Source organism: Achromobacter pestifer, assembly GCF_013267355.1.
GTDB lineage: Bacteria > Pseudomonadota > Gammaproteobacteria > Burkholderiales > Burkholderiaceae_B > Achromobacter > Achromobacter pestifer_A.
This window is the reverse complement of the sequence record NZ_CP053985.1, coordinates 789629-816400: the sequence shown is the minus strand read 5'-3', so window position 1 is coordinate 816400 and position 26772 is coordinate 789629. Positions and strand designations below refer to the sequence as shown.

At 68.1% G+C, this 26772-nt stretch carries 21 protein-coding genes; 7 read left to right on the top strand and 14 right to left on the bottom strand.

Annotated elements, in window-relative coordinates:
* Window positions 1–5 precede the first annotated feature (5 nt).
* Complete coding sequence (locus FOC84_RS04200; protein ID WP_173143317.1) at window positions 6–2291, top strand: ABC transporter ATP-binding protein; 2286 nt, start codon at window positions 6–8, stop codon at window positions 2289–2291.
* A gap of 21 nt (window positions 2292–2312) precedes the next feature.
* Window positions 2313–2783, top strand: a complete 471-nt coding sequence (locus FOC84_RS04195) for a DUF1854 domain-containing protein (protein ID WP_173143316.1) — start codon at window positions 2313–2315, stop codon at window positions 2781–2783.
* A gap of 3 nt (window positions 2784–2786) precedes the next feature.
* Here the strand turns inward: FOC84_RS04195 and FOC84_RS04190 are convergent, their stop codons facing one another.
* On the bottom strand, window positions 2787–3923 hold the full coding sequence (locus FOC84_RS04190) for a GNAT family N-acetyltransferase (RefSeq protein ID WP_173143315.1): 1137 nt from the start codon (window positions 3921–3923) through the stop codon (window positions 2787–2789).
* A 99-nt stretch (window positions 3924–4022) separates the two neighbouring features.
* On the opposite strand from FOC84_RS04190, the gene FOC84_RS04185 reads away from it, so the two are divergent.
* The 4 genes from FOC84_RS04185 to FOC84_RS04170 all read left to right on the top strand — a co-directional run bounded on the left by FOC84_RS04185 (window position 4023) and on the right by FOC84_RS04170 (window position 7624).
* The gene (locus tag FOC84_RS04185; RefSeq protein WP_173143314.1) at window positions 4023–4844 is read left to right on the top strand and encodes a ferritin-like domain-containing protein; all 822 of its coding nucleotides are present in this window, start codon (window positions 4023–4025) and stop codon (window positions 4842–4844) included.
* 9 nt (window positions 4845–4853) lie between these two features.
* A complete protein-coding gene (locus FOC84_RS04180; protein ID WP_173143313.1) occupies window positions 4854–6098 on the top strand; it encodes a lytic murein transglycosylase in 1245 nt (414 codons plus the stop codon).
* A gap of 111 nt (window positions 6099–6209) precedes the next feature.
* On the top strand, window positions 6210–6623 hold the full coding sequence (locus FOC84_RS04175; protein ID WP_173149946.1) for a YidB family protein: 414 nt from the start codon (window positions 6210–6212) through the stop codon (window positions 6621–6623).
* 32 nt (window positions 6624–6655) lie between these two features.
* Complete coding sequence (locus FOC84_RS04170; protein ID WP_254241906.1) at window positions 6656–7624, top strand: DUF4434 domain-containing protein; 969 nt, start codon at window positions 6656–6658, stop codon at window positions 7622–7624.
* Window positions 7625–7712: 88 nt separating this feature from the next.
* Here the strand turns inward: FOC84_RS04170 and FOC84_RS04165 are convergent, their stop codons facing one another.
* The 7 genes from FOC84_RS04165 to FOC84_RS04135 form a co-directional block, all read right to left on the bottom strand.
* The gene (locus FOC84_RS04165; protein WP_173143311.1) at window positions 7713–10070 is read right to left on the bottom strand and encodes an NfrA family protein; all 2358 of its coding nucleotides are present in this window, start codon (window positions 10068–10070) and stop codon (window positions 7713–7715) included.
* A complete protein-coding gene (locus FOC84_RS04160; RefSeq protein WP_173143310.1) occupies window positions 10067–11770 on the bottom strand; it encodes a glycosyl transferase family protein in 1704 nt (567 codons plus the stop codon). Before FOC84_RS04160 ends, FOC84_RS04165 begins: the two co-directional genes overlap by 4 nt.
* Window positions 11771–11782: 12 nt before the next feature.
* Window positions 11783–13996, bottom strand: coding sequence for a cellulose biosynthesis cyclic di-GMP-binding regulatory protein BcsB (locus FOC84_RS04155; RefSeq protein ID WP_173143309.1), 2214 nt, complete (start codon window positions 13994–13996; stop codon window positions 11783–11785).
* Between the two features lie 31 nt (window positions 13997–14027).
* Window positions 14028–15182 carry a non-hydrolyzing UDP-N-acetylglucosamine 2-epimerase gene (wecB, locus tag FOC84_RS04150; protein ID WP_173143308.1) on the bottom strand — a complete coding sequence of 385 codons (1155 nt, stop codon included), beginning with the start codon at window positions 15180–15182 and terminating at the stop codon, window positions 14028–14030.
* A 146-nt stretch (window positions 15183–15328) separates the two neighbouring features.
* A complete protein-coding gene (locus FOC84_RS04145; RefSeq protein ID WP_173143307.1) occupies window positions 15329–16033 on the bottom strand; it encodes an SDR family NAD(P)-dependent oxidoreductase in 705 nt (234 codons plus the stop codon).
* Between the two features lie 29 nt (window positions 16034–16062).
* Complete coding sequence (locus tag FOC84_RS04140) at window positions 16063–17388, bottom strand: MFS transporter (RefSeq protein ID WP_173143306.1); 1326 nt, start codon at window positions 17386–17388, stop codon at window positions 16063–16065.
* Between the two features lie 87 nt (window positions 17389–17475).
* Window positions 17476–19089, bottom strand: a complete 1614-nt coding sequence (locus FOC84_RS04135) for an FAD-dependent monooxygenase (RefSeq protein ID WP_173143305.1) — start codon at window positions 19087–19089, stop codon at window positions 17476–17478.
* Window positions 19090–19206: 117 nt separating this feature from the next.
* Between FOC84_RS04135 and FOC84_RS04130 the strand changes: the two genes are divergently transcribed.
* Complete coding sequence (locus FOC84_RS04130) at window positions 19207–20103, top strand: LysR family transcriptional regulator (protein WP_173143304.1); 897 nt, start codon at window positions 19207–19209, stop codon at window positions 20101–20103.
* Here FOC84_RS04130 and FOC84_RS04125 read toward each other — a convergent pair.
* The 6 genes from FOC84_RS04125 to FOC84_RS04100 all read right to left on the bottom strand — a co-directional run bounded on the left by FOC84_RS04125 (window position 20100) and on the right by FOC84_RS04100 (window position 26753).
* The gene (locus FOC84_RS04125) at window positions 20100–20924 is read right to left on the bottom strand and encodes an enoyl-CoA hydratase/isomerase family protein (protein WP_173143303.1); all 825 of its coding nucleotides are present in this window, start codon (window positions 20922–20924) and stop codon (window positions 20100–20102) included. The genes FOC84_RS04130 and FOC84_RS04125 overlap by 4 nt on opposite strands.
* 62 nt (window positions 20925–20986) lie before the next feature.
* Window positions 20987–22117 carry a CaiB/BaiF CoA transferase family protein gene (locus FOC84_RS04120; protein WP_173143302.1) on the bottom strand — a complete coding sequence of 377 codons (1131 nt, stop codon included), beginning with the start codon at window positions 22115–22117 and terminating at the stop codon, window positions 20987–20989.
* A 31-nt stretch (window positions 22118–22148) separates the two neighbouring features.
* Window positions 22149–22886 (bottom strand): IclR family transcriptional regulator, encoded by a 738-nt coding sequence (locus FOC84_RS04115; protein ID WP_173143301.1) that lies wholly within the window; start codon window positions 22884–22886, stop codon window positions 22149–22151.
* Window positions 22887–22935: 49 nt separating this feature from the next.
* Window positions 22936–24090 carry an acyl-CoA dehydrogenase family protein gene (locus FOC84_RS04110; protein ID WP_173143300.1) on the bottom strand — a complete coding sequence of 385 codons (1155 nt, stop codon included), beginning with the start codon at window positions 24088–24090 and terminating at the stop codon, window positions 22936–22938.
* Between the two features lie 45 nt (window positions 24091–24135).
* Window positions 24136–26268: an acetate--CoA ligase family protein gene (locus tag FOC84_RS04105; RefSeq protein WP_173143299.1), complete on the bottom strand. Its 2133-nt coding sequence runs from the start codon at window positions 26266–26268 to the stop codon at window positions 24136–24138.
* Complete coding sequence (locus FOC84_RS04100) at window positions 26265–26753, bottom strand: MaoC/PaaZ C-terminal domain-containing protein (RefSeq protein WP_173143298.1); 489 nt, start codon at window positions 26751–26753, stop codon at window positions 26265–26267. The genes FOC84_RS04105 and FOC84_RS04100 overlap by 4 nt, the downstream gene beginning before the upstream one ends.
* Between the last annotated feature and the right edge of the window lie 19 nt (window positions 26754–26772).

Below are 26772 nucleotides of genomic sequence, written 5' to 3'. Positions count from 1 at the left end.
TTCCAATGAAAAAACCAAACCTGCTTTCCGGCCTTGCCGAAGCCTTTCCTGCCCGCTGGCGGGATGAAATCCGCGCCGAACTGGCGGATGGCGAAACCTTGTTGGCCTGGGTTGAAATAGACCTGGATCAGCGCCTGAAGTTCCGCCCGGGGCTGGTCGCCGCTACCGACCGCCGGCTGTTGGCTCGCCATCCGGACGAGCCGCGCTGGGAATCCTGGGCATACGGCCCCCAATTAAAGCTGAGCCTGACCGACCACGCCGGCGCCGCGCTGCTGGAATTGCACGACGACGGCTCCCGCCTGGGCGCCTGGCGTTTCACGCTGGCGCGCAATCCGGCCGCGCTGCGCCTGCTGGCGCAGTTCGAGACCCAGCAGGCCATCCGTTTGTCCGGCCATCAGGACGAGGAACTGGCGGAGCGCACCTGCACCGTCTGTAATAACGTCATTCCGGCGGGCGAGGAAGAATGCCCGACCTGCAACCAGGAACAGGCGGCGCCATCCACCACGTGGGCGCTGCTGCGCCTGTGGCGTTTCGCCCGCCCCTACCGCGGGCCGCTGCTGGCGGGTTTCGTGCTGACCCTGCTGGGCACGGCCGCCACCCTGGTGCCGCCGTATCTGACCATGCCGCTGATGGACGACGTGCTGATTCCATTCCAGAACGGCGCGCCCATCGATTACGACAAGGTCCGCCTCTATCTGGGAGGGCTGCTGGCCTCGGCTTTCCTGGCCTGGGGCCTGGGTTGGGCCCGCACCTACATCCTGGCCTGGGTCAGCGAGCGCATCGGCGCGGACCTGCGCACCACTACCTATGAGCACCTGCAGCAGCTGTCGCTGGAGTATTTCGGCGGCAAGCGCACCGGGGACCTGATTTCCCGCATCGGCAGCGAAACCGACCGTATCTGCGTGTTCCTGTCGTTGCACTTGCTGGATTTCGCCAACGACATCCTGATGATCGTCATGACGGCGGTCATCCTGGTGTCCATCAACCCGTGGCTGGCGCTGGTCACGCTGGTGCCGCTGCCGTTCATCATCTGGATGATCCACGCGGTGCGCGACCGCCTGCGCCATGGCTTCGAAAAGGTCGACCGCATCTGGTCGGAAATCACCAACGTCCTGGCCGACACCATACCGGGCATCCGCGTGGTCAAGGCTTTCGCGCAGGAAAAGCGCGAAGTCGCGCGCTTTCGCGAAGCCAACAACCGCAACCTGGAAGTCAACGACCGCGTGAACACCACCTGGTCGCTGTTCTCGCCCACCGTCACGTTTTTGACCGAGGTGGGTCTGCTGGTGGTGTGGATCTTCGGTATCTGGCAGGTGTCGCAGAAGCAGATCACCGTCGGTGTGCTGGCCGCCTTCCTGGCCTATATCGGGCGCTTCTACATGCGCCTGGATTCGATGAGCCGCATCGTCTCGGTCACGCAAAAGGCCGCGGCCGGCGCCAAGCGCATCTTCGACATCCTGGACCACGTGTCCAGCGTGCCGGAGCCGCAGAACCCGGCCAAGCTGCCGCATATCAACGGCCGCATCGAATTGCGCGACGTGGGTTTCCGTTACGGCAACCGCCAGGTCATCCGCGGGCTGAACCTGAATATCGCCCCTGGCGAGATGATCGGCCTGGTGGGCCATAGCGGCTCGGGCAAGAGCACGCTGATCAACCTGATCTGCCGCTTCTACGACGTGTCCGAGGGCGCGGTGCTGGTGGACGGCGCCGACATACGCTCGGTGCGCGTGGCGGACTACCGGCGCAATATCGGGCTGGTGCTGCAGGAGCCTTTCCTGTTCTTCGGCACCATCGCCGAGAACATCGCCTACGGCAAGCCGGACGCCACCCGTGACGAAATCTTGGCCGCGGCGCGCGCCGCGCATGCGCACGAGTTCATCCTGCGGCTGCCGCACGGCTATGACTCGCTGGTCGGCGAGCGCGGCCAGGCCTTGTCCGGCGGCGAACGCCAGCGCATCTCGATCGCGCGCGCGCTGCTGATCGATCCGCGCATCCTGATCCTGGACGAGGCGACCTCGTCGGTGGACACCACCACGGAAAAGGAAATCCAGAAGGCGCTGGACAACCTGGTGCGCGGCCGCACCACGATCGCCATCGCCCACCGCTTGAGCACCTTGCGCAAGGCGGACCGCCTGGTGGTGCTGGACCGCGGCCAGATCGTGGAGCAGGGCCCGCACGAGGAACTGATGGCCCGCGAGGGCGCCTACTATCGCCTGTACCAGGCGCAGGCGCGCCAGGCCGAGGCCGACGCGCAGGCGTCGGGCAGCGAAGACATGGCCGCCGTGGCCTGACGCGGAACTGGAATTATCGTCATGACCTTGCCGTCTTTTCAGCTGCGCCGCAATGCCTTCGGGCGCCTGGAGTTCCAGTCCGCCGATGGCCAGAACCACGAGGGCGTGCTGCCCGTGCGGGCCTTTCCCATCAGCGAACCGGGCCGCGGCCTGTCGCTCGTGACGGCGGACGGGCGCGAACTGGTCTGGATCGAACACCTGTCCGATGTGCCGGCCCCGCAGCGCGCGCTGATCGAGGAAGAGTTGGCGAGCCGGGAATTCATGCCCGAGATCCGCAAGCTGGCCAGCGTCTCCACCTTCGCGACGCCGAGCACCTGGCAAGTCGATACCGATCGCGGTCCCACCTCGTTCACGCTGCGCGGCGAAGAGGACATCCGCCGCCTGAGTCCGCAGACCCTGCTGATCGCCGACAGCCACGGCATCTTTTATCTGGTGCGCGACATCCAGTCGCTGGACAAGCACAGCCGCAAGCTGCTGGACCGCTTCCTGTAGAGCTCAGCCTTCCTGCGGCCGCTTGAACGGGGAGTGCGTTTCCAGCTCTCCCAGGTAGTCCGTCACCGCTGCTGTTTCCTCATCCAGGAAGTTCTGGATCGCGTCCGCGAAGCCGGGGTGCGCGACCCAGTGGGCCGACCAGGTGGGCGTGGGCAGCAGCCCGCGCGCCATCTTGTGTTCGCCTTGCGCGCCGCCCTCGAAGCGCGCGATGCCGTGGGCGATGCAGTAGGCGATGGACTGCATGTAGCAGGTCTCGAAGTGCAGCCCCGGCACGTATTCGGCCGCGCCCCAGTAGCGCCCATACAGCGCGTCGCCGCCCGCCAGATTGAGCGCGGCCGCCACCGGCAGGCCGTCGCGCTCTGCTAGGATCAGCACGAAGGCCTCGGCCTGTTCGCGGTACGCGCGCCGGAAGAATTCGTGGCTCAGGTAGGGCGGATTGCCGTGGCTGAAATAGGTGCGGCAATAGCATTCGTAGAAGAAGTCCAGTTCGGCCGCGCCGATCTCCGCGCCGCGCAACCAGCGGTACGACAGCCCGGCGGCGGCGACCTTCTTGCGGTCCTGGCGGATCTTCTTGCGCTTGTCGTGGCTCATCGTGGCCAGAAAGGCGTCGAAGTCCGCATAGCCCGGATTGGTCCAGTGGAATTGCACGCTTTCGCGGATCATGAAGCCGGCGTCGCGCAGCACGCGCATATCGGTGTCCGAAGGGAACAGCAGATGCAGCGACGAAACCTTGAGTTCTTCGGCGAAGGCGATCAGCCCGCGCACCAGCGTGGCGCGGTCCTCATCGTTGCCTGCCAGCAGTCTGGGCCCTGTCACCGGAGTGAATGGAATGGCCGACAGCAGCTTGGGGTAGTAGCGCAGCCCATGGCGCTGGAAGGCGTCCGCCCAGGCGTAGTCGAACACATACTCGCCGCGCGAATGCGATTTCAGATAAAGCGGGGCGGCGGCGGCCAGCGCGCCGTCGCGCCACAGCGCCAGGTAATGCGGCGCCCATCCGGTCTGGGGCGCGGCGCAGCCGGTGTCGTGCAGCGCGCGTAGGAACGCATGGCGCAGGAAGGGCTGATCGCCCGCCAGCGCGTCCCATTGCTGGGCGTCGATGCGGGACAGGTCGGTTTCTATGGTCAGGCGCAGGGAATCCATGGCTGAATGATAAAGTCTCCGTGTATGCGCGAGGCTTGCAGCCACGGCGCTTTCACGGGATTTCGGGCTGGCGCGAGGCCGCCCGGCACAGAGAAGCATATGGACAGCAATACGATGCCCGCCGCGGCCGGGCATGGCCGGGATTGCCTGCGCGGGCAGGCGCTGGCGGCCCTGGCCGCCACGGCCTGGCAGGACAAGCTGGCGGCAGTGCGCGCCATGTCGGATGAGGCGCCGCTGGACTGCCAGCGGGAGTACACGCCCACGGCGGAGCTGCCGGGCCGCCCGGCACGGCCCGAGCTGGTGGCCCCCGCCCAGGTCAAGCAGCGCTCCATGGCCAGCGAGCAAGGGCGCGCGGCGCTGCTGCACGCGCTGGCGCACATCGAATTCAACGCCATCAACCTGGCGTTGGACATCATGTGGCGCTTTGCCGGCATGCCGGAAGCCTTCTACCGCGACTGGCTGCGCGTGGCGCGCGAAGAGGCCTACCACTTCGACCTGCTCAGGCAACGCCTGGCCGCGATGGGCCACGCCTATGGCGATCTCCCCGCCCACAACGGCCTGTGGGACATGGCGCAACGCACGCAAGAAGACCTGCTGGCCCGCCTGGCGCTGGTGCCGCGCACGCTGGAGGCGCGCGGCCTGGATGCCTCTCCCGCGATCCGCGCCAAGCTGGCGGGAGCGGGGGACGCGGAGAGCGCGGCCATCGTCGACATCATCCTGGCCGACGAAATCGGCCACGTGGCCATCGGCAACCATTGGTACAAGCAGCTGTGCGCGCAGACGGGCCACGATCCCGTTGCCTGCTATGCCGAACTGGCGCAGCGTTTTGATGCGCCGCGCCTGCGCGGTCCCTTCAACCTGGAGGCGCGCCGCGCCGCCGGATTCGACGATGCCGAGCTTGCCGCGTTGCAGGCCGGTTGATTGGAAAACATGAGCACCGACAATTTCATCAAAGCGCTGCGGACCCGCTGCCTGCGGCCGCTGACCATCCTCTTGGCCGGAGGCGCGCTCATTTCGCTGACGCCCGCCGCTTCGGCCGCCGACGCGTTCGCGGCCTGCCTGGCGCAACTGCGCGGCCCGGCGCTCAAGGCCGGCGTGTCGGGCGCCACGTTCGACACCCACACCGCGGGGCTCGTGCCCGACATGGCGGTGCTCGATCTGCTGGACGCCCAGCCGGAATTCAAGACGCCCATCTGGGACTACATGGCGGCCCTGGTCGACGACGAGCGCGTGGCCGACGGCCAGGCCGGCATGGCGCGCTGGCAGTCCGACCTGGACCGCGCCGCATCGCGCTACGGCGTGGACGCGGCCACCATCGCCGCAGTCTGGGGCGTGGAGAGCAACTACGGCCGCACCCTGGGCGGGCGGCCTTTGCTGACGTCGCTGTCCACGCTGTCCTGCTTCGGCCGGCGGCAGGCCTATTTCCGGGGCGAATTCTTTGCCACCCTGAAGATCATCCAGGACGAGCACATCGCACCCGAACGCCTGACGGGATCCTGGGCGGGCGCCTTCGGCCAGACCCAGTTCATGCCCTCGACCTACTTGCGGCTGGCGGTGGATTTCGACGGCGACGGCCGCCGCGACCTGGTCGACAGCGTGCCGGATGCACTGGCATCGACGGCCAACTTCCTCAAGCGCGCGGGCTGGAACAGCGCGCTGCAATGGGGTTACGAGGTCCGCCTGCCGGCGGGCCTGGACACCGCGGGCGCGGGCAGGAAGAACAAGCGTCCGATGTCGTACTGGGCCGGGCGGGGCGTCACGCGCGCCGACGGCCAGCCGCTGCCCGCGGGCGACACGCCGGCCGGCCTGCTGCTGCTGGCGGGCCGCGGCGGCCCCGCCTTCCTGGTCACGCGCAATTTCGACGCCCTGTATTCCTACAACGCCGCGGAAAGTTACGCGCTGGCCATTGCCCATCTGTCCGACAGGCTGCGCGGCGGCGGTCCCTTGGCGCAAGCCTGGCCGACCGACGATCCGGGGCTGTCGCGGGCGCAGCGGCGCGAATTGCAGCGCTTGCTGATTGCCCGCGGCTATGAGATCGGCGAACCCGATGGCATGATCGGCGCCCGTACCCGGCAGGCCCTGCAGGCGGTGCAGCGCGAACTGGGCCTGCGGCCGGACGGCCGCGCCGGCCTGAAGTCGTTGCAAGCCTTGCAGGCGGGGAAGGCCGCAAACTGACCGGACGCAATAGATAAGCTTTGTAAAGATCCCGGGTGTCATCCATTAGATGACAGGCAGCGCGGCGGGCATGGGCCTATACTGATTCTCCGATTTTTCAGGAGCACGATGATGAGCCTATTGGATACCTTGGCCTCGATGGCCGGCGGCGGTCAGCAAGGGGGCTCGGCTTCGCTGCTGCCCGCGCTGATCGAGCAACTGAACAAGTACCCGGGCGGCCTGACTGGCCTGATCGCAAGCTTCCAGAAGGGCGGCCTGAACGAGATCGTCGCTTCGTGGGTGGGCACCGGCCAGAACATGCCGGTCAGCGCCGACCAGCTCGGTTCCGTGCTGGATCCGGGCGTTGTCAATGAACTGGCCTCCAAGACCGGGCAGGACACGGATTCCGTGCTGGGCTCGCTGTCCTCGCTGCTGCCGCAGCTGGTGGACAAGGCCACCCCCAACGGCGAGGTCCAGGGCGAGCAGCAACTCAACCCGGCCGACCTGCTGGCGTCCTTGTCGGGCATCTTCGGCAACCGCGGTTAAGTCTTATCGCCAGGCAGCCCATGCAGGCATCGATGCCTGCTTCCACCGGCCGGCGGCGCTTGTTGCAAGGACTGGGCGCGGCGGCGCTGGCCGCCGGCCTGCCCGCGTGCGCGCCGGCGTGGTCGATGCAAAGCACCTTTTGGCAACTGTGGCCCAGCCATTTGGAATTGAGTCCAGAGGCCTGGCGCGAGCGCATCGCCGCCATGCATGCGCTGGGATTCCGCGAGATCATCATCCAATGGGTAGGGGCGAGCGGCGGTCCCCAACCGTGGCAATTGCCTGCGGCCACGCTGGCGCTGATCTTCGATGAGGCGCAGCGCCTGGGCATGGGATTGCAACTGGGCCTGCCCTACGACGAGCGCTGGTGGCGGCAACTGGGCAATCCGGATGACGCGGCGCTGGCGGCTTTCCTGCAGGCCGCGCAGGCGCAGGCGCTGGCCTATGCCCGGGCCTCGGGCGCAACCGGGCTTGCCGCGTTCCGCGGCTGGTATATCCCTTACGAGATCGAGCAGCACAGCTGGGCCGCGGCTGGCCGCCAGGCACGCCTTGCGCAATGGCTGCGCGAACTGTCCGATCCGCTCGCGCAACAGACCGGGCGCGCACCCGCCATCTCCACGTATCACAGCAAATTGCCGGGGTCGCTGAGTCTGGCAGATCTGTGGAGCGGACTGCTGGATGCCGCCAGGCTGAGGCCCATGCTGCAGGACGGGGTAGGCGTGTCCGGCATGGCGGCATACGAGGCGCTGGAGCCCTTGCACCGCATGCTGCTGGCGCGTCGCGCGCCGTTCGACCTGATCGTCGAACTGTTCGAGGAACTGCCGTCCGAACGCCAGGACGGCACCACCTTCAATGCCCGCTCCGCCGATGCGGCGCGCGTGCGGCGGCAGTTGCGCATCGCGCGGCGCTACCGCGCGCAAAGCGTGGTCGCCTTTGCCGCGGATCCCTGGCTGATCGGGCCCACGCCCGAGGCCGAGCGTCTCAGGCGGGAGTGGCCGCTTTAGGCGGCGGACTCGCGACCTGAAGCGGTGCCGCTATCGTGGTGGCGCAGCCGCCATGGCTTTGAGCTGCGCGCATCGTCGTCATGGGCGCTCAGTACGACAGCGTCATATTCATGAACCAACCCTTGGCGCGGTCGCTCTCGCCGCCGCCTATGCTGGTGCGGTACTGGACGCCGAAGTCCAGGTAGGAGCGCGGCGCGTTGTAGTGGTCCTCGCGGAACCAGTAGCGCACATTGAAGCCGGGCCCCACGCCCAGCGACCACGAGGTGTCATGGTCGGACAGGACCACCGACTGGCTGCCGTAGCCGGGCAGGTCGTCGAGCTTGGCCACGCTCTTCTGCCACAGCCAGTCCGCGCCCACCACCGCATAGGGAAACAGCACCAGCTTGTCGCTGATGCTGGTGGCGCGGAAGCTGCGGCCCACGCGCAGCTCGCCGGACAGGAAGGCCTGGTCGCGCTTGAGGCGGCCCGAGGAACTGCCCAGGTCCTGCTGGCGCTGGCCCTTGGAGTCCACCGAGTAGGCCGTGTAGCGGGCGCTGTTGTCGTCCCATGCGTAGCCGGCCTGCGCATAGCCTTCGATGGTGAGCCAGCTCGGCACGTCCACGCGCAACTCGCGGCCCTGGTAATAGCCGTAGGTGACGTAGGACATCCAGCCGCCGGCATTGCCGTTGAGCTTGTAGCGCGCCACGGCGCTCTGGTCCTGCAGATTGGGATAGGCGTTGTGGAAGGCCTGCTGCGCCGCGCATTGCACCGCGCTGGATTCGGGGTAGGCATAGCCCTGGCGGGTGGCGGACCCCAGGAAGAAACGGCGTTCGATGCCGAAGGTCACGCCGGTATCGGCCAGCAGATAGCGCAGGCCCAGCGCGCCGATGGTGCTGGGGATGCCGGATGCCGTGCTGTTGTTGCGGAAGCGTTCTTCGTTGGAGCGTTCGTCCGGGGTGCTTGCACCGGTGCAGGGGTCGACGTTCCTGCGCGACTCGTAGGTGCTGCCGCCGTCGTACAGCGTGTTGGAGCTGCGCGCATAGGCTTCGAGCATGCCCCAGCGGTTGTTCAGCTGCGGCGGACGCCAGAAGATTTCCGCAGTGCTGAATATCACGTCGCCAGGCGTGTTGATGGCGGCCCCGCCCAGGCTGGAGCTGGCCGGCCGCGCGCCGCGGTAGGACGCGGAGAACGAGCCGCCCCATTCGCGCGACAGGGCGGCGACGCCGCTGCGCGTGTTGTAGCGTTCCAGCGGCGTCAGGCCCAGTTGGCCGGCGTCGTCCATGTCGATGGCCTGCTTGAGCGAGTCCGTGGCGGCGCGGTTGTCGCCCATTGCGGACTGCGCATAGGCCTGGTCCAGGATCAGGCGCGGCGGCGCCTGGCCGGTCGCGCGCGCGGCCGCGAAGTCGGACGCCGCGCCCGCGGGCTGGCCCAGGCGCTGGCGCGCGTAGCCGCGCTGCGCCAGCAATTGGGCTGAGTCCGGCTGGCGAGCGATGGCGTCGCCGAGCCGGGCTTCCGCTTCGGCCGCTTGCGCCTTGGTGCCCGCGGCCAGCGTGGTCGTCAGCAGCTGGGCATGGCTTTCGTTGTCTGGCGCTTGCGCCACGGCCTGGCGGGCCAGCGCGATGGCTTCCTGGTAGGCGCCCCGGTCGTAGGCGGCGTAGGCGCCCGTGGCGGCCACGCTGCCCGGAGCCGGCGCGGCGGGCGCCTGGCTGGCGGCGATCTGCTTCTGAAAGGCCTGCTGCCTGGCGTGCAGCGCGGCTTGGTTGGGCGCGCCCAGCGCCAGCGCCGTGTCGACCGCCTGACTGGCGGCTTCATAGCGCTGCTGCGCGCCCAGCGATTCCACCCACAGCAAGGCCCATTCGTCTTGCCTGGGCGCGGCGCGGAAGGCGCGTTCGGCGCCTGCGGCGGCCGCGGCGTAGTCCTGGCGCGCATAGTCCGCATAGGCGCGCGCCGCCACGGGATAGGCCCGCTGGTACGGGGTTTGCGGCGCGGGCTTGCGGACCGGTGCGGGCGTTTGTGCTGGCGCTTGCTTGGAAGCTTGTTCGGGAGCGGGTTCGGACGCTTGCGCAGGTGTTTGCGCCGCGGGCTGCGCAGGCGTGGCGGCCACGGCCGGCGGGCGTTGCAGGTTGGCCCGGGCCTGGCGCAGCTCGGGCGAGCCCAGGCCGTCGGCGATGGCGGCGTCGGCGGCGCGCACGGCCTCCTGGCGCTTGCCTTGCTTCTCCAGGGCATAGACCAGCAGCAGCCGCAGGCGGGCCACGTCGGGCCGCAGCCGGATGGCGTTCTCCGCCATGACCTGGGCGGTTTCGTAATGCCCCGCGTCGTACTGCTTGTAGGCCTGGTCGGCCAGTTGGTAGGCGTCACCCTCCAATGGACGTTCGGTTGCGGCCGCGGCCTGGGCGGCGGCTTCGGGAGCCGCTGCCACGCACAGCAGCAGGGCGCTGAAAGCCAGCGAACGCGAAATGACGGTCATGGAGGAGAGGGCCTGTGCGATAGCGGGTCCGCGGGAGGTTCGGTTTGTGTTGGAGCGCCCTGCTGGAATGAAAGCGCTTCGCGCAGCGTCTTTTCATCGAGCCAGCCCCGTTCCATCAGGATTTCGCCCAGCGGCCGCTTTTCGCGCGCCTGGATCTCCAGCGCCTGCTCCAGCATCTGGTGGTCGATGGCCTGCCAGGACAGCAGCAGGTCGCCCAGGCGCTGGCGCTGCTGCGCCAGCTGGTCGGTGGAGGGGAAGTCATGCATGGTCTTGTCCCAGGCCAGCCGCTTGCCCGTGATCAGGTGGCCGATGAACAGGCGCCAGGCCCGCGCCGCCGCCATGGCGTTGATGAAGTTGCCGACGATCATGCGCGGCATGGACAGCAGGGCGTGCTCCCAGCCGTACATGTGGCCGACGAAATACGCGCGCTGCACCACGCGCAGCAGCAAGGCCCCCGCGTTCAGCCACATTAGCGTCACCAGCCAGCCGCCGGGGCGGAAGTAGGAGGGGTAGTAGACCTTCCACCAGCCGAAGCGGTCGGCCAGGAAGAAGAGAAAGAAGTTGGCCAGCAGCAGATAGGCCAGTATCGCGATGAACGAGGTGAACAGGCCCTTGCGGTCGCGGAACAGCAGATACTTGGTGGCCAGCGATCCCGTCCACCCCACCTGCTGCCAGCCTTGCAGGCCGATGCCCAGCGTCCAGCGGGCCTTCTGCCGGTAGGCGGTGCGGAAGGTGTTGGGGAAGTATTCGCGCACGCCCAGCGGCATCCTGATGGCGGAGATCTTCTCCGGACCCAGCCCGAACCAGGAGCGGCGCCGCGTCACGTACTCGACTTGGAACTTGCCGAAGATCTGGCGCATGCCGCGCTGGGCCAGGCGCGCGCCGATGTCGTAATCCTCGGTCAGCGTATCGGTATTGAAGGGTTGGTTGTTCGTCTCGGCCGCCAGCACCTCCAGCGCGTGACGCGAGAAGCAGGTGCCCACGCCGGCCGACGGCACCATCCTGGACAGGCTTTCGCGTACCACCAGGTCCTTGGTGTGCCATTCGGCGAATTCGTCCATGTAGGTGCCGGCGACCAGCTCGTGCCATTCCCGTTCCAGCGAGGTCACCGGCAGCTGGATGAAGTCGATGCGCGGCAGCAGATAGTTGTAGTACTTCAGTTCCAGCGGGTGCAGCACGTCCTCGCTGTCGTGCAGGATCACGCCGGCGTAGGGCTCGGGCTGAAGGGCGTTCTGCGCGAAGATGGCCTGCACGATCCAGTTCAGGCAGTCGGCCTTGCAGGTCGGCCCGTCGTGCGGCACTTCCACCCGTATCAGCTGGCGGTAGCGGCGCCGCATGCGCTCCACCTCCTTGATGGTGCGCTCGTCGTTCTGGTAGGTGCCCGCGAAGATCGTGTAGTTCTTGTATTCCAGCGTGGACACCATGTTTTGCAGCATGGGCGCGATCACGTCATATTCCAGCCAGGCGGGCACCATGATCGCCAGCGGCTGTTCCGGTTTGGCACGCAGCTGCTCCGCGGTCAGCGGCGCGTACTGGCGCTTGACCGTCAGCCCGCGGCGCAGTTCGCGCAGCCAGAACCAGCCGTCGATGAACAGGTCGTCCAGGCTGGACAGCAGGATGATGACGCCGACCACCGCTGTCACGATCTCCAGGCCGCGGTAGTAGTCGGCGATGAGGTAGGGCCAGTAAAGCGAGGACATGGCGCCTCCGGGTTACTTGCTTTCCTGGTTCTTCCTGCGCGTGACGCGCAGTGCGGCGATCAGGATCAGGAGCAGGACCAGCAGACCGACGCTCAGGGCCGGCACGCTCCACGACAGGTAATTGCGCCATTCGAAGAAGGCGCTTGCGCCCGCGCCCGGCGGCTGGCCGGCCGCGGGATTGGCGCTGTCGATCCAGGCCAGCGGCCCCGCCGCGCCGATGATGGCGATGTTGCCGCGGTTCAGCACGAAGGGCGCCTGCGGCATGACGGGACGCTGGCCCAGCGTGTGCCACAGCAGGCCGTCGTGGCCGCCCGCGCGCACGACTTCGGCCGTGCTCAGCTTGTCCAGGCCGGAAATGTCCAGCCAGGGCGCGCTCTTGCCGTCCACCGTCAACTGCTTGCGGTCCGTGACCTTGACCATGGGCTTGGCGCCGTCCACCGCCACTTCCATCGCCACGAAGGGGCCGGCGGGCTTGGCCGTCTGGCCCGCCGGCGTGAGCGACAGCGCCGCGCGCGTGGCCGACAGGCCGCTGGCCGTGGCGATGCCGATCACACGCTGCAGGTTGGCCGGCGCATCGGCCAGATAGGTGTCGGGGATGAGCAGTTGGGGACTGCCGGCCAGCAGCGGCAACAGTCCCACGAAGGTGCCGTCGGGCTGTGCACGGCCCGGCTTCACATAGCTGGTGGGCAGCACGTTGACGGGATAGCCTTGCGGGATCTCGTTGCAGTCCACCGATACCGGCTGGCGCTGGAAGGTGACGCGCACCGCGTTGGTGAGACCCAGCACATAGCCCGGCACGCGCGCCATCAGGCGTTCGGGATGGCCGTCGGCGTCCATCTGCTTGGCCGCCAGCAGGACGCCGTTCCAGAACACGGAGGCGACCGGGCGGGTCGCGGAGGCGCCCGGCGCGGCGGCCAGGTCCATGACCAGTTCGTCCGGCATGCTGCCGTCCGCCGAGACCGCGGCCAGCGGGAACGTGGCGTTCCAGTCGCCGCGCGCGACCACGTCGAAGCTGGCGGATGAGCCGCCCAGCGACGTCAGGCGCATGCCGTCCTCGTCGGAGGCCTGCGGCGGCTCGGCCGCCTTGACCTGCGCCTGGCGCGTGACCAGGATGCGGCGCCAGGCCGTGTCGAAGGCGCCTGCGCCCTGCGCGCCAGCGTCGGCGGCCACCGCGATCACCGCCTGCCGGCCCAGCGGCGCCAGGCGGATTTCCTTGGTTTGCAGGTCCTGGCCGGCCAAGGGCATGCGCCGCTGGCGCCAGGCCTTGAAGGCCTCGGCGGCATCGGCGTCCTGCGCCAACTGCGCCTGCAAGGCGTCCAGCGCCTCGTTGTAGCGGGCGCGCAGCGCGGCGTCCGCGATCACCACGTCGCCGCTGACCGCGGGAGCGCCCATCACCAGCAGCGCGCCGATCTCGGCGGGGCTGGCCAGCTTGTGCTTGTCGTTGCCCGCCAGGGCCGCGAACGCGGGCACCTGTCCGAGTCCGTTCGGGGCCTGCAGGCCGCGCGTGTCGATCTCGTCGCCGACGGCCGGGAAGGCTCGGACCGCGACCTGCTTGCCGCTGCGCGCCATGGCCACGCCCATGCGCCAGGCGCTGTCGAAGGCCTGCTGGTCGAGCTTGGCGCCCGCCACCATCAGCACGGGCTTGCCGGGCAGGGTGCTCCAGGCTTCGTCCAGGCTGCCGATGGCCGAGGCGTCGTAGCGGTAGCTCAGGCGCGTGCGCGGCGACACCATCAAGGCGTTGGCGGTGGCGCGGTTGCTTTCGCACTGACGCAGCGCGATCTCCGATTGCCAGTCCACCGCCAGCCGCACGAAGCCGGTGTCGCGCACGCGCTGTTCCACGTTCAGCTTGCGCGTGGCCGAGCCCTCGCCGTCGGCGATGCGCTGCGCGGTCTGCGGCACGCCGTCCACCCACAGCACCATGCTGGCGCGGCCTGGCTCGCCCTTGATGTAGCGGGCGTCAAAGTCCAGCGTGGCGTCGGCTATCGGCACGCCGCGGGGCACCGGCAGATAGAATTCCTGGCGCGCATCGCTATTGCTGAGCACCACCGGTTCGCGGATGCCCAGGTCTTCCAGGCTGGTGTCGCGCGTCACCCAGTCGTCGCCCAGCAAGCGCCGCAAGGCGTCGCCCGCGGGGCTGGCCATTGCTCCCAGGGGGAGCAGCAACCCGGCGGCGATGAGGGCGCGGCAGAGGCTGCGGGCGGCATGGGGATGCGGGACATGGGGCATGAGGGCTCCGGAAGGGGGGGGCGAGGGGCGGCTAGCGGACCGCGGCCGGCGCTTGAGGCGCAAACTCGGATAGGGCGCGGCCGCAGAGCGCATCGACGATGCGTTGGCTGGCGAGGCCGTCGCCATAGGGATTGATGCGGCGCGAGAAAGAGGCGTGCAGCTCCGGGTTGTCGAGCAGGCGGTTCACTTCGGCCAGGATGCGCTGCGTGTCGGTGCCGACCAGCGTCACGGTGCCGGCCTGCACGGCTTCAGGGCGCTCGGTGACGTCGCGCATCACCAGCACCGGCTTGCCCAGGTACGGCGCTTCTTCCTGCACGCCGCCCGAGTCGGTCAGGATCAGGTAGGCGCGCTGCATGAACCAGACGAAGTCCAGATAATCCAGCGGGGCGATCAGATGCACGCGCGACAGGCCGTCCAGCTGCGCCATCACCACGTTGCGCACCTGCGGATTCAGGTGCACGGGGTAGACGATCTGCAGATCCTCGCGCCGCGCCAGTTCGGCCAGGGCGGCGCAGATGTGCTGGAAGCCTTCGCCGAAGTTCTCGCGCCGGTGTCCGGTGACCAGCAGCAGGCGCCGCTGAGGGTCCAGCCAGCCGTAGCGCGCCGCCAGCTGCTGCGCGAGCGCGCCTTCGGCGGCGAGCTTGGCGCAGGTCATGGCCAGCGCGTCGATCACGGTATTGCCGGTGACCGTGATGCGTCCCGCCAGGTTTTCGCGCAGCAGGTTGGCGCGCGATTGCGCGGTGGGCGCGAATAGCCAGTCGCCCACCGCGTCGACCACGCGGCGGTTCATTTCTTCGGGGAAGGGCTGGGCCAAGTCGCCGGTGCGCAGGCCCGCTTCGACATGGCCGATGCGCGCGCGGCGGTGAAAAGAGGCCAGTGCGCAGGCCGATGCGGTGCTGGTGTCGCCATGGACCAGCACGCAATCCGGTTGCTCGGCCTCCAGCACGCTGTCCACCCGGCTGATCAGCCGCGCATACAGGCCGTTGAGCGTCTGGTTGGGCACCATGATGTCCAGATCGTGCTGCGCCCGCAGATCAAACAGGGCCATCACCTGATCCAGCATCTCGCGATGCTGGCCCGTCACGCAGACGACGCTCTGGATCCGGGGTTCGCCTTGCAGCGCGGACACCAGGGGCGCCATCTTGATCGCTTCGGGACGGGTCCCGAATATGGAAAGGACTTTCATCACAAGAGCGGGCCCCCTACGCCGGTGGCATTTTCTTGCGTAGATTATGGATTGAAAGTAATCGTAATATGTGACGGTTTATTTCAATAAAAGGGGGGTATCGGAAAATTTAGGGACAATCTGTTGCTTTCGCGCGATACCGGGGGCTATTTGCCCAAAGTCATGCCGCCATCGATAGTGACGACCGAGCCGGTCATGAACAGGAACGGTGGCCTGGTCAACGCGATGATCGACGCCGCGATTTCCTGGGTGGTCGCCAGGCGGTTCATCGGATGCATGGCCGCGAGCCGGGCTTCGTCCAGTTCGCCCGCATCGATCGAATGTTGGATCAGCGGCGTCTTGACGTAGCCGGGCGCCACCGCGATGACGCGGATGCCATCCTCGGCCCATTCGTTGGCGAGCGACCGCGTCAGCGTCGCCACGCCGGCCTTCGACACGGCGTAGTGGGCGCGGCCCTTCATCATGACCATGCCGGCGACCGATGCGATGTTGACGATGACGCCGCCGCGGGCGCGCAGCGCCGGATACAGGGCATGCGCGCAATGGAAGGTGCCGCTGAGGTTCACCGCCAGGACCTGGGCCCATTCCGCCGGGTCCTTTTCCGCGACCGGGGCACGGCTGCCGGCGATGCCCGCGGCGTTGATCAGCAGGTCTATTCCGTCCAGCTGCGCCGCCGAGCGGGCCACGCTGGCGTAGTCGGCAACGTCCACGGCCACGGCGCCATCCGCGGCGGTCCGGTCCCACACCACGACCTGCCAGCCTTCGGCGCGCAGCTGGCGCGCGCATTCCTGGCCGATCCCGCTTGCGCCGCCGGTGATGACGGCGATCTTTGCTTGAGTATTCGTGCTCATGTCTGACTCGCTTGTAGGTTGTATCGATTTCAGCTGTGCGAGGCCGCCGCTTGAGCGGCCGGCGCCGCGCGCCGGTTGCGCACGCACAGGATTGCCAGGCCCGCGCTCGCCAGCGTCGCCAGGGCGAACACCTGGGCCGCGAGTTTCCATTCGCCGCCGCTGGCCTGCATGACCGCGCCCGTCAGGGTCGGGCCGAAGAAGCCTCCCAGCGAGCCTATCGTCGTAACCAGCGCCAGCGGGCCGGCGTTGGCGCCGATGTAGTTCTGCACGGCGGCATTCAGGGGACCGTAGTAGGCGATGGTGTAGCCCGTGATGACGGACACCGCGGCCAGGAATGCGGCCAGGGATACCGTCGCCGCGCCGTGCAGCATCAGGAAGCCGCCCGCGCCCACCAGGCAGACGACCGCCAGGTGCCAGCGGATGTCGCCGCTGCGTTCGCTGCTGCGCCCGACCACATAGCTGAACACCAGCGCCGCCACGTTGGGAATCATCAGCAGCGTGCCGATCTCCAGCGGCGTGATGCCGTACAGCTGCTTGAGGATGGTGGGAAGGAAGTACGCCAGGGCGAAGGTCGCGGCGTAGGCAGCCAGCAGGATCAGCAGGATGCCCCACAGCATGGGCTGGCGGAAGACGGCAAATCCCTGCGTCCAGGAAGCGGATGGCGCGGCCGCGCGGGTGGGCGCCTCGTGTTCCATGAGGGCGCGCAAGCCCTGGCGCTGGCCATCGCTGAGCCAGCGGGCTTCCTGCGGCGTGCCGGGCAGGTAGCGCAGGATCAGCAAGCCCAGCAGCATGGTCGGCAGGCCTTCGATGATGAACAGCCAGCGCCAGCCTGGCATGCCGGCGTCGATCTTGAGCAGCGCGCCGGCCAGCGGCCCGCCGAAGATCATGGCCAGCGGCAGCGCCATGATGAAGATCGAATTGATGCGGCTGCGGTAGCGCGGCGGAATCCAGGACGCGATGTAGAAATTGACGGCGGGAATGAAGCCGCCTTCGGTCACGCCCAGCAGGAAGCGCAGCACGTAGAACGATTTTTCGCCATGCAGTGCGGCCATCAGGCAGGAGACCAGGCCCCAGGCCAGGAACATGCAGGCCAGCCAGCGCCTGACGCCGAAGCGTTGCAGCGCGAGGTTGGCGGGTACGCACACGCTGGCGTAGCCGATGAAGAACAGCCCCGCGCCGAAGCCGTAGGCCGCCAGGGAAATGTCCAGGTCCACACCCATTTGCAGCTGCGCGTAGCTGATGTTGGTGCGGTCCAGGAAGTTGAGCAGATATCCTGCGAACAGCAGGGGCAGGACGCGGTTGCGAAAGCCGGCGACGGCCTGTTCGGCGTTCGCCAGATCTTCATTGCGGATCATGGTTGGTCTCCTGTCGTCCGCCTTCGTGGCGGATCTCGCTAGGCTGGGATTGGAGCGGCGCCGGGCAGCGCACCGCCGGTCGTGGTGTCAGTGGCGCCCCGTTACCCGGGCGTACAGGTCGGCATCCGGCCAGGCGGCGCCGCGCCAGGCGACGTGCTGATCGGGCCGGATCAGGGTGAGCGGGGCGGGGTAGAGGTTGGCGACTCCGCCTTCGTCAGGGCGGATCAGAGTCAAGGGCACGCCCGCCGCCCGCGCCGCGGATACGGCGGCATCGATGTCGCGGGCGGCTGCCGCGGGCAAGGCCAGCAGCGTGAATCCCGGGCCGAAATGGTCGTACAGCGAGCTGCCGTCATGCAGCCAGGCATGCGGGGCGAGGGCCCCAGGACGAGACGTAGGGACATAGTTGATGAAGTCCCGGGCTGGCGCGGGGCTGCCGTCCGGCACGATGACGGGCGAGTCCGCGTACTGATAGCCCAGCACCACGCCCAGGGTGGAGAACTCGCGCATCTTGGCCGCGCGGATGCGCGCGCCGGTTTCCTGGCGCGCCCGCTCGCCCGCCGCGCCGGCCTCTTCCAGATGATCGGCCAGCAGGTGATTGCCGAGGATCGAATGGTTGTGCTCGGCCTCGTCCAGCACCCACTGGTGCACCGGCCGGCGCTCCCGTTCATAGCTGTCGATGAGGGCGGGGCCGCCCCAGCCTTGCAGCGCGGCCGCCAGCTTCCAGCCCAGGTCCACGCTGTCGGCCACGCCCATGTTCATCCCGTAGCCGCCGAAGGGCGGGTGCAGATGGCAGGCGTCGCCCACCAGGAAGACACGCCCCTGCCGGTAGCGGTCGCCCAGAAGCTTGCTGGCGGTCCACTCGTCGCTGCTGAGCACCTCGTAGGGCAGGTCGATGCCGGTGGCGCGGGCGATCATGGCGCGCGCATCGATGTCGCTGGCGCGCTGTTTCGGGTCCACGTGAGTGGGCATGAAGAACCAGGTGTCGCCACTGTCCATCGGGCCGATCAGGCTGGGCGCGTCGCCATTGATTTGCCAGTACATGATGGCAGGCCCGTGCGGATGGGCCTGGGCCAGTCCGGGGGCGCGGAATACGATGTTGTAGTTGCGGGACAGTCCATGGCTGCCTTCCATGCGCGTGCCGATCAGCTCCCGCACCAGGCTGCGGGCGCCGTCGGCGCCCACCAGGTAATCCACGTCCAGCTCGATGTCGCGGCCTTGCGCCAGGTCGCGCAAGCGGGCGCGCACGCCGTCGGCATCCTGCGTCAGGTCCAGCAGTTCGGAGCGGAACCGGATCTCGACGTCGGGCAAGGTAGCCGCATGGGCGCGCAAGACCTCTTCCACCGTGTACTGCGGAACCCATTGCGCGTGTTCCGAGTACAGCGGATTGCGGCCGGGGGCGCAATACATGGCGTTCTCGTGCCGTCCAAGTTCGAAGCCGGCCAGGCGGGTGCAGAACACCACGTTGGAGGGGTAGTAGGCGCCCAGCGGCGATGCCGCGCGCAGGCGGTCGGCGATGCCCCAGCGGCGCAGGTGTTCGCGCGTGCGCACGTTGGTCGTCTTGGCGCGCGGCGCGTATCCCACGCGGTCGTTGCGCTCGATGAGCAGGCACGGAATCTTCCTGTGCCCCAGTTCGATCGCCAGACTCAGTCCGGCCGGTCCGGCGCCCACGATCAGCACGCGGGGCGAGGCTCGCTTTTCCACCTTCGGTCTCCTCGGTTGCCTGCTTTCCTTGCAGGCTTTGGACGCATCCTAGGCCTATGCCACCGATGCTGAAAGATGGCAGAATTGGCTTACCGATATCAAATTTGATTCACTGCCATGAAGCTGAACACCCTGCGGGATTTCCTGGCCGTGGCCGAACGCGGCGGCGTCAGGGCTGCGGCCCGCCATCTGGACGCGCCGCAGCCGGCAATTTCACGCAGCATTCGCGAACTCGAGAAAGAGCTGGGGTGCGTCCTGTTCGAACGGCATGCCAAGGGCGTGCGCCTGACCCCCATGGGCGCCGTGTTCCTCAGGCGGGCCAACGCCATACGCCATGAGCTGCAGCGCGCACGCGACGAGATCGGCCAATTGAATGGCGAGTCCCGCGGGCGCGTCACGCTGTGCATGTCGACGGCGCCGCATCTGGGCCTGTTCGCCGAAGTGCTGCGCGAGTTCCGGGCGCGCTACCCGGACACCCATCTGGAGATCATCGACGGGGTCTACCCGCTGGTGGAAGCGTCCCTGCTGGACGGCACCGTGGACTTCTATATCGGGCCGGTGCCCGCGCGCACGCCTGGCGAACTACAGGTGGAAAAACTCTTCGACAACACCCGCGTGATCATCGGCCGCAAGGGCCATCCGCTGGCGCGCGCCCGCTCGCTGCGCGACCTGACCGGGGCGCAGTGGATCACGACCTCCATCACGCACAAGGCCGAAGAGGAACTGGGCCCGCTGTTCGACAAGCATGGCCTGCCGCCACCGCACCTGGCCCTGAAGGCCCAGTCCGCGCTGACCTTCATCACGGCGCTGAGTAATTCCGACCTGCTGATGATGTTGCCGGTGCAATGGCTGCGGTATCCGCTGCTGCAAGGCGTGTTCCAGGAAATCCGCGTCAAGGAGCCCTTGCCGGCGCCGCCGGTATGCATCGTGCAGCGCGCCGGCCTGCCGCTGACGCCGGCGGCCGAGTACTACTGCACGCTGGCGCGGCGGGCCAGCGCGCGGGCCCAGGGCTAGAGGCCGGCCGCCGGCCACTGGAAGCGTTGCGCCACCTTGTCGAGAAAGCGGCCGGCCGCCTCGCGGTGGTAGTCGGTGGACCGCGCCACGCCCTGGCCGGCCGCCTCCAGGTCCAGCATGGTGTTCAGGTCGCTGTTGAGCGAGGCGTTGAAGCCGCGCTTGGTGATCGCCAGCGCCGCCATGGGCAGCTCGGCCATGGACAGCGCGATCTGCCGCGCGCGCTCGTGGATCAATTCCTGCGGCTGGATCTCGAACACGATGCCCATGTCCCGGGCTTCCTGCGCCTGGAACTCGCGGGTAGAGAAGGCCAGTTCCTTGGCGCGCTGCAGGCCCACCATGCGCGGCAGGGTGTACAGGGTGGCGCAATCGGGGATGGCCCCCAGCCGCAGGAAGGACAGGCAGAAACGCGCCCGCGGCGAAGCCAGGATCAGGTCGGCGGTCAGGGCCAGGCCCAGCCCGGCGCCATAGGCCGGACCGTCGACCGCCGCGATCACCGGCCGGTCCAGCGTGATCAGGCCTTCTATCGTCAGCAGCAGGCTGGCCATGCGCTCGCGCGCTTCCTCGGCGGAGCCGCCGGAGCCCATGGTGGAGATGTCGCCGCCCGAGCAGAAGGCGCCGCCGGCGCCTGCCAGGATCACGACGCGCACGCCGCGGTCGCGCCGGATCTGGCCCACCAGGTGGGCCAGCTCTTCGCGCATGGCCATGTCCAGCGCATTGCGCTGGGCGGGGCGGTTCAGCGTGATCGTGGCGACGCCGCCCTCCACGGTATAGAGCAGGGTCTTGAACTCGCTAGAGATGACTTGCATCGTATCGGTCTCCATGTCTGCCTTCCAGGATGGCCGGGCCGCGCGATGCGGGCCAGGCCGCAAGCTGGCGCTGGCCCTCAGGCGATGGCGCCGCGTTCGCGCAGGGCCTGGATCTCGGTTTGCGCCAGACCCAGTTCCGCCAGCAATTCTTCCGTGTGCGCGCCCGGCGCGGACACCGCGCGGGCCTGCCCGGGCGTGCGCGAAAGCCGCGGCGCGGGCGCGGGGTGCAGGGTGCCGCCGGTTTCGATGAAGCTGCCGCGCGCCTGATGATGGGGGTGCCGCGGCGCTTCCTCGAAGTCCAGCACCGGCGCGAAGCAGGCATCCGTGCCTTCGAGTAGCGCGCACCATTGCTCGCGGGTCCGGCCGGCGATGATGCCCGCCAGCTTGGCGCGCAGCTGCGGCCATTGCGCGCGTTCCCATTGCTGCTGGAAGTCCGGATCGTCGATGCCGCAGCGTTCCAGCAGCAGGCGGTAGAACTGCGGTTCGATCGCGCCGATGGAGACGTACTTGCCGTCCGCGCAGGCATAGCAGCCGTAGAAATGGGCGCCGCCGTCCAGCATGTTGGACTGGCGCTGGTTGACCCAGCCGCCGTCCCGCAGCTTGCCGTGATAAGCGCTGGCCAGCAGGGACGCGCCGTCGCAGATGGCCGCGTCCACCACCTGGCCCTGACCCGTGCGGCCGGCTTCGAGCAGGCCGCAAAGCACGCCGAAGGCCAGCATCATGGCGCCGCCGCCCATGTCGCCGACCAGATGCAGCGGCGGCGCCGGCGGCAGTTCGGCATGCCCCATGGCGTGCAGTGCGCCGGTGATGGCGATGTAGTTCAGGTCATGGCCGGCCGCCTGCGCCAGCGGGCCGTCCTGGCCCCAGCCCGTCATGCGTCCGTACACCAGGCGTGGATTGCGCGCCAGGCACTCGTCCGGCCCCAGGCCCAGCCTTTCCATCACGCCCGGCCGGAAGCCTTCCAGCAAGGCATCCGCCCGGTCCAGCAGCCGCAGCACGATGTCGGTGGCGCCGGGCTGCTTGAGGTCCAGCGCAATCGTGCGGCGGCCCCGGTCAATGATGGTGCCGCCGCCGCCCAGGAACCCGGGCGTCAGCCGGTCGATGCGGATCACGTCCGCGCCCATGTCCGCCAACATCATGGCGCAGAAGGGGCCGGGCCCTATGCCGGCCATTTCCACCACCGTCAATCCGTTCAGGGGACCAGCCATGTCTATCGTCGCTCCATGATGTGTCGGGTTCTCAGGATTCGAAGAATTCGGCGCGCGCGTCCAGGATGACCTGGGTGTACTTCTCCATGTTGGCGTCCATGCGATGGGTCGGGCCGACGATGGACAAGGCGGTCAGCTGGCCGCCCACGCGCCCCGCGATGCCGATGGCGGAGACGCCTTCATTGCCTTCATCGCGGGTGTGGAAGTACTTCTTTTCCAGCTGCGACTCGATCTGCGTGCGCAAGGTGCCGGGATCGGTGATGCTGCTGGCCGTGACGTGTTCGAACGGCAAGGCATCGATCACGGCATTGCGTTCAGCGGCGTCCATCTCGCCCAGCAGGGCCTTGCCCAGCGCCGCGACCTGCAGGTCGAAGGTGGTGCCGGGCTGCACCACGTAGCGCAGGGCGCGCGGGCTTTCCTGGCTGGCGTAGATCTTCACCTTGTTGCCGTCGAGCAGGCCGCACATCGAGGACTCGCCGGATTGGCGCGTCAGGATTTCCAGCGCTTCGGAGGCGAAGGACTGCAGCGGGTCGGCCGCCGAGATGCCCTGGGCCACGTCGAGCAGCCTGCCCGTCGGATGGAAGTAGCGCGACTTCGGCGTGCGCAGCAGATAGCCTGCCTGGCGTAGCGTGTAGAGCAGGTCCGAGCAGCTGCTGTCGGCCAGATCGAGAAAGCGCGCCATTTCCGAATTCGTCAGGGGACGGCGTTCCCGCGCATAGACTTCGAAGACTTGCAGCACGCGCTGTGCGGTAGGGAGGATTTGCGGCATAGGATATCGGAGTGGATAGGGGAACCGGCCCGGGCGTTGGCGTAGTCGGTCATTTCAACGCGGAAATGCCTAGTACGCTCTGCGCCATGAGTAGGGCCTGGATCTGGTTGGTGCCTTCGGCAATGCTCAGGTGGCGGGCGTCGCGGTAATGACGCTCGACGGGGAACAGCGTGGTGTAGCCGGCGCCGCCATGCACCTGCATGGACAGTTCCGCCACGCGCAGCACGGCGTCGGTGGCATGGCGCTTGGCCATCGAACATAGCATCTGGCTGTCGGCGGCGTTGCGGTCCAGCGCGTCGGCGGCGCGCCAGCACAGCAGGCGCGAGGTTTCGACCAGCGTCATCATGTCGGCGATCATATGCTGCACCAGCTGGAAGCCGCCTATGGGCCGGCCGAACTGGACCCGGTCGCCGGCGTATTTTACCGCCGCCTCGTAGGCGGCCTCGGCGATGCCCAGCGCGGAAAACGCGACCACGCAGCGGCCGATGTTGAGGTACTTCTTGGCCAGCGCGAAGCCCTTTCCCTCGGCGCCGATCAGGTTGGCCGCGGGGATCTCCACGTCTTCGAACAGCAGCTCGCCCAGCGGGCAGCTCAGCATGCCCATCTTGCCGATGGGGCTGGACGAGAAGCCTGGCATGGCGCGCTCGAACAGCAGGCAGGACACGCCCCGTTCGCCGCTCTGCCGTTGGGTCTGCACGAACACCACGCCCAGCTCGCATACCGTGCCCAGGCTGATGTAGAGCTTGCGGCCGTTGACCCGCCAGCCGGTCGCGGTTTCCACCGCGCGGGTTTCGACGTTGGCGGCGTCGGAGCCGATGTTGGGTTCGCTGAGCGCGAAGCTGGCGATCGCATCGCCCGACAGGACGCGCGGCAGGTACTTTTCCTTGAGGTAGGGCGAGCCGCCGTCGCTCAGCACCGAGGCAGCGAGATTGCTGGTGCTGACGATGCTGCGCAGCGACGGCCAGACGCGCGCCAGCTCGGCTATCAGCATGCCGTAGGTGGTCATCGGCAGGCCGTAGCCGCCGTCCTTTTCCTGCAGCATGCCGCCCAAGAGGCCGAAGTCGCGCATGGCGCGGACCATGTCCTGCGGCACCACGCGGGCTTCGGCTTCGTAGCGGTTGACGATGGGCGCGACTTCGGCTGCCAGGTAGCGGCGCAGCGAATCGCGCAATTCGATCTGGGTGGAGTCCAGTGAGAAGTCCATGCGAGTCCTAGGCGGATAGAGTCGGAAAGAGCAGTCCGGCGGCGTTCATGGCTGGCGCAGCTCCAGGCCGGGATCGGCATTGGCACGCAAGCCGATCAGCGCGTCCAGCGGCATCGCGCCTTGCCCCGCGGCGCCGACCCAGACCGGGTTGAGCTCCATTTCCAGCAAGGCGTCGCGGTGGCTCCAGGCGAAGTCCGAGACTCGCAGGATCAGCTCCTCCAGGGCGGCACGGTCGGCGGGCGCCTGGCCGCGCACGCCGTCCAGCATGTCGGCGTAGCGGATTTCGCGCAGCAATGCGCGCGCATCGTCGCGCGACAGCGGAACCATGCGGTGGGCCACGTCGCGCAGCGTCTCGACGAAGATGCCGCCCAGGCCGAAGGTCAGCACCAGGCCGAAGGCCGCATCGTTGTGCACGCCGATCAACACTTCGCGGCCACCCGGCGGCAGCATGCGCTCCACCAGGATGCCGTCGATGACGGCTTCGGGATGATGGCGGGCAACGGACTCGTGAATGGCGGCATAAGCCTCGCGCGCCGCGCCGGCGCTGGCGATGCCCAGCTTGACGCCGCCCGCTTCGGTCTTGTGCGCGATCTGGGCGCTGACTACCTTCATCACCACGGGAAAGCCCAGGCGCTCGGCCTCATGAGCCGCCTGTTCGGCGCTGGCGGCCACCACGCCTTCGGGTATCGGCAGGCCGGCTGCGCGCAACATCGACTTGGCCACGGCTTCGCTAAGCATGCGGGCCTGGCCGGGCGCGGCATCCGCGTGCGCGGGCGCCGCCGCCGTTCCGCGTTCGGGCCGCTTCCACGGTATGGCCTTGGACAGGGCCGCGATCGCGTCCGACAACGACAGGAAGGGCAGCAGGCCGGCGGTTTCCAGCAGCTGGAAGCCGCCGCCCAGCCGCCGGCTCATCCATACCGGCACGATCAGGGTATCGGTTTCAGCCGCCACCGTGGCGATGGCCTGCGCCATGCCGTCGGTGATGGAACCGTAATCCATGGGTATGGGGAACAGCACCGTGCCCACCGCCGGGTCGGCGCATATGGCGCGCAGGCAGGCAGCCGAGGCCTCGGGGTTGCGCAGGATGTCGGCGGTGGTGTCTACCGGGTTGTCGATGCTGGCGAAATCCGGCAGCAGCTTGCGCAAGGCAGCCTTGGTTTCGGGCGCGAACACCGCCATCGGCAGGCCGGCGGCGCCGGCGATGTCGGCGGCCAGCGCGGCGGTGCCGCCCGAGAAGGTATGGATGCACAAACCGTTGCCGCTCTTGGGCGTGATGCGCGTCAGCAGGCGCGAGGCCGCCAACAGCTGGTCCAGATCGTCCACTTCGATCGCGCCGAACTGGCGGAACACGGCGCTGTTGACGGCGGCCGTGCCGGCCACCGACGCGGTGTGCGACTGCGCGGCGCGCACGCCGGCTTCGGATCGGCCCACCTTCAGCACCACCACCGGCTTGTTGCGGGCGCGCGCCAGCTCCAGCGCGGCGGTCAGGCGCCTGCCATCCTTCACGCCTTCCATCAGCAAGGCGATCACGCCGATCCTCGGATCGTTGGCCATGTGGGCGATGAAGTCCGGGATCTCCAGATCGACCTCGTTGCCGGCGGAAAACCACAGGCCCACGCCCTGGCCATGGGACAGGCCCTGCAGCAGGTTGCGGCCCAGCCCGCCGCCCTGGGTCGCCAGGCCGATGGAACCGGTGTTCAGATCGTCCTTGAAAGCAGGCGAGAAGGTCATGCCCAGGCGGTCGCGGACATTGACGAAACCCGGGCAGTTCGGTCCGTAGACATGCAGGCCGGTGGCCTCGCACAGCTGGGCGATCTCGCGTTCCAGGCGCTGGCCTTCCTCGCCCGCTTCCGAGAAGCCCGAGGTCATGACCACCGCGAAAGGAATCGCGCGCGCCGCGCATTGCCGCAAGGCATCCAGCACCAGCGAGGCGTTGACCATGATCAGCGCCACGTCGATCTCGGCCTGCCGAGGCAAGGCGCTGATGGAAGGCCAGCAGGGCCGCCCGCCGATCTCCTGGTAAGCGGGGTTGACCGCGTAAATCTCGCCCGGCACCGAGGAATGCAGTACCAGGTTGTCGTACAGGCGGCGCCCCTGGCTGGATTCGCGGGCGGACGCGCCGACCACGGCGACGTTGCGCGGATTGATGAAGCGCGTCAGGTCTGCGAAGGGTTTCATGCCGCGCCCTCCATGGACCGCAACACCATGGCGAAGTCGGCCTGGACCACCACCTCGCCGCGCTGGTTGACGGCTTCGCGCCGGAACACCACCTTGTCCTTGCCGGGCCGATACTGTCCGGTTTTTTCGGTCACCGTCACCCGCACGACGATGGTGTCGCCAATGAAGGTGGGCTTGGGAAAGCGGCAATTGATGTCGATCAGCGCCAGCACGTAGGGTTCCAGCTGGCGGTAGCCGCTGGACTGGGTGGTCAGTCCGGACAGCACGGACAGCACCAGCAGGCCGTGGGCGATGCGCTGGCCGAAAGGCGTGGCGCTGGCGTATTCATGGTCGACGTGCAGACGGTTGAAGTCGCCGGACAGGCAGGCGAAGTTGACGATGTCGCTCTCGGTAATGGTGCGGCCGGCGGATTCGAAGCAGTGGCCGACCTCCAGCGGCGGCTGGACGGGAAGCGGGGACTGGCTGGCTGGGCTTGCGCTTTGCATGGCTGATCGGATTCCGGAT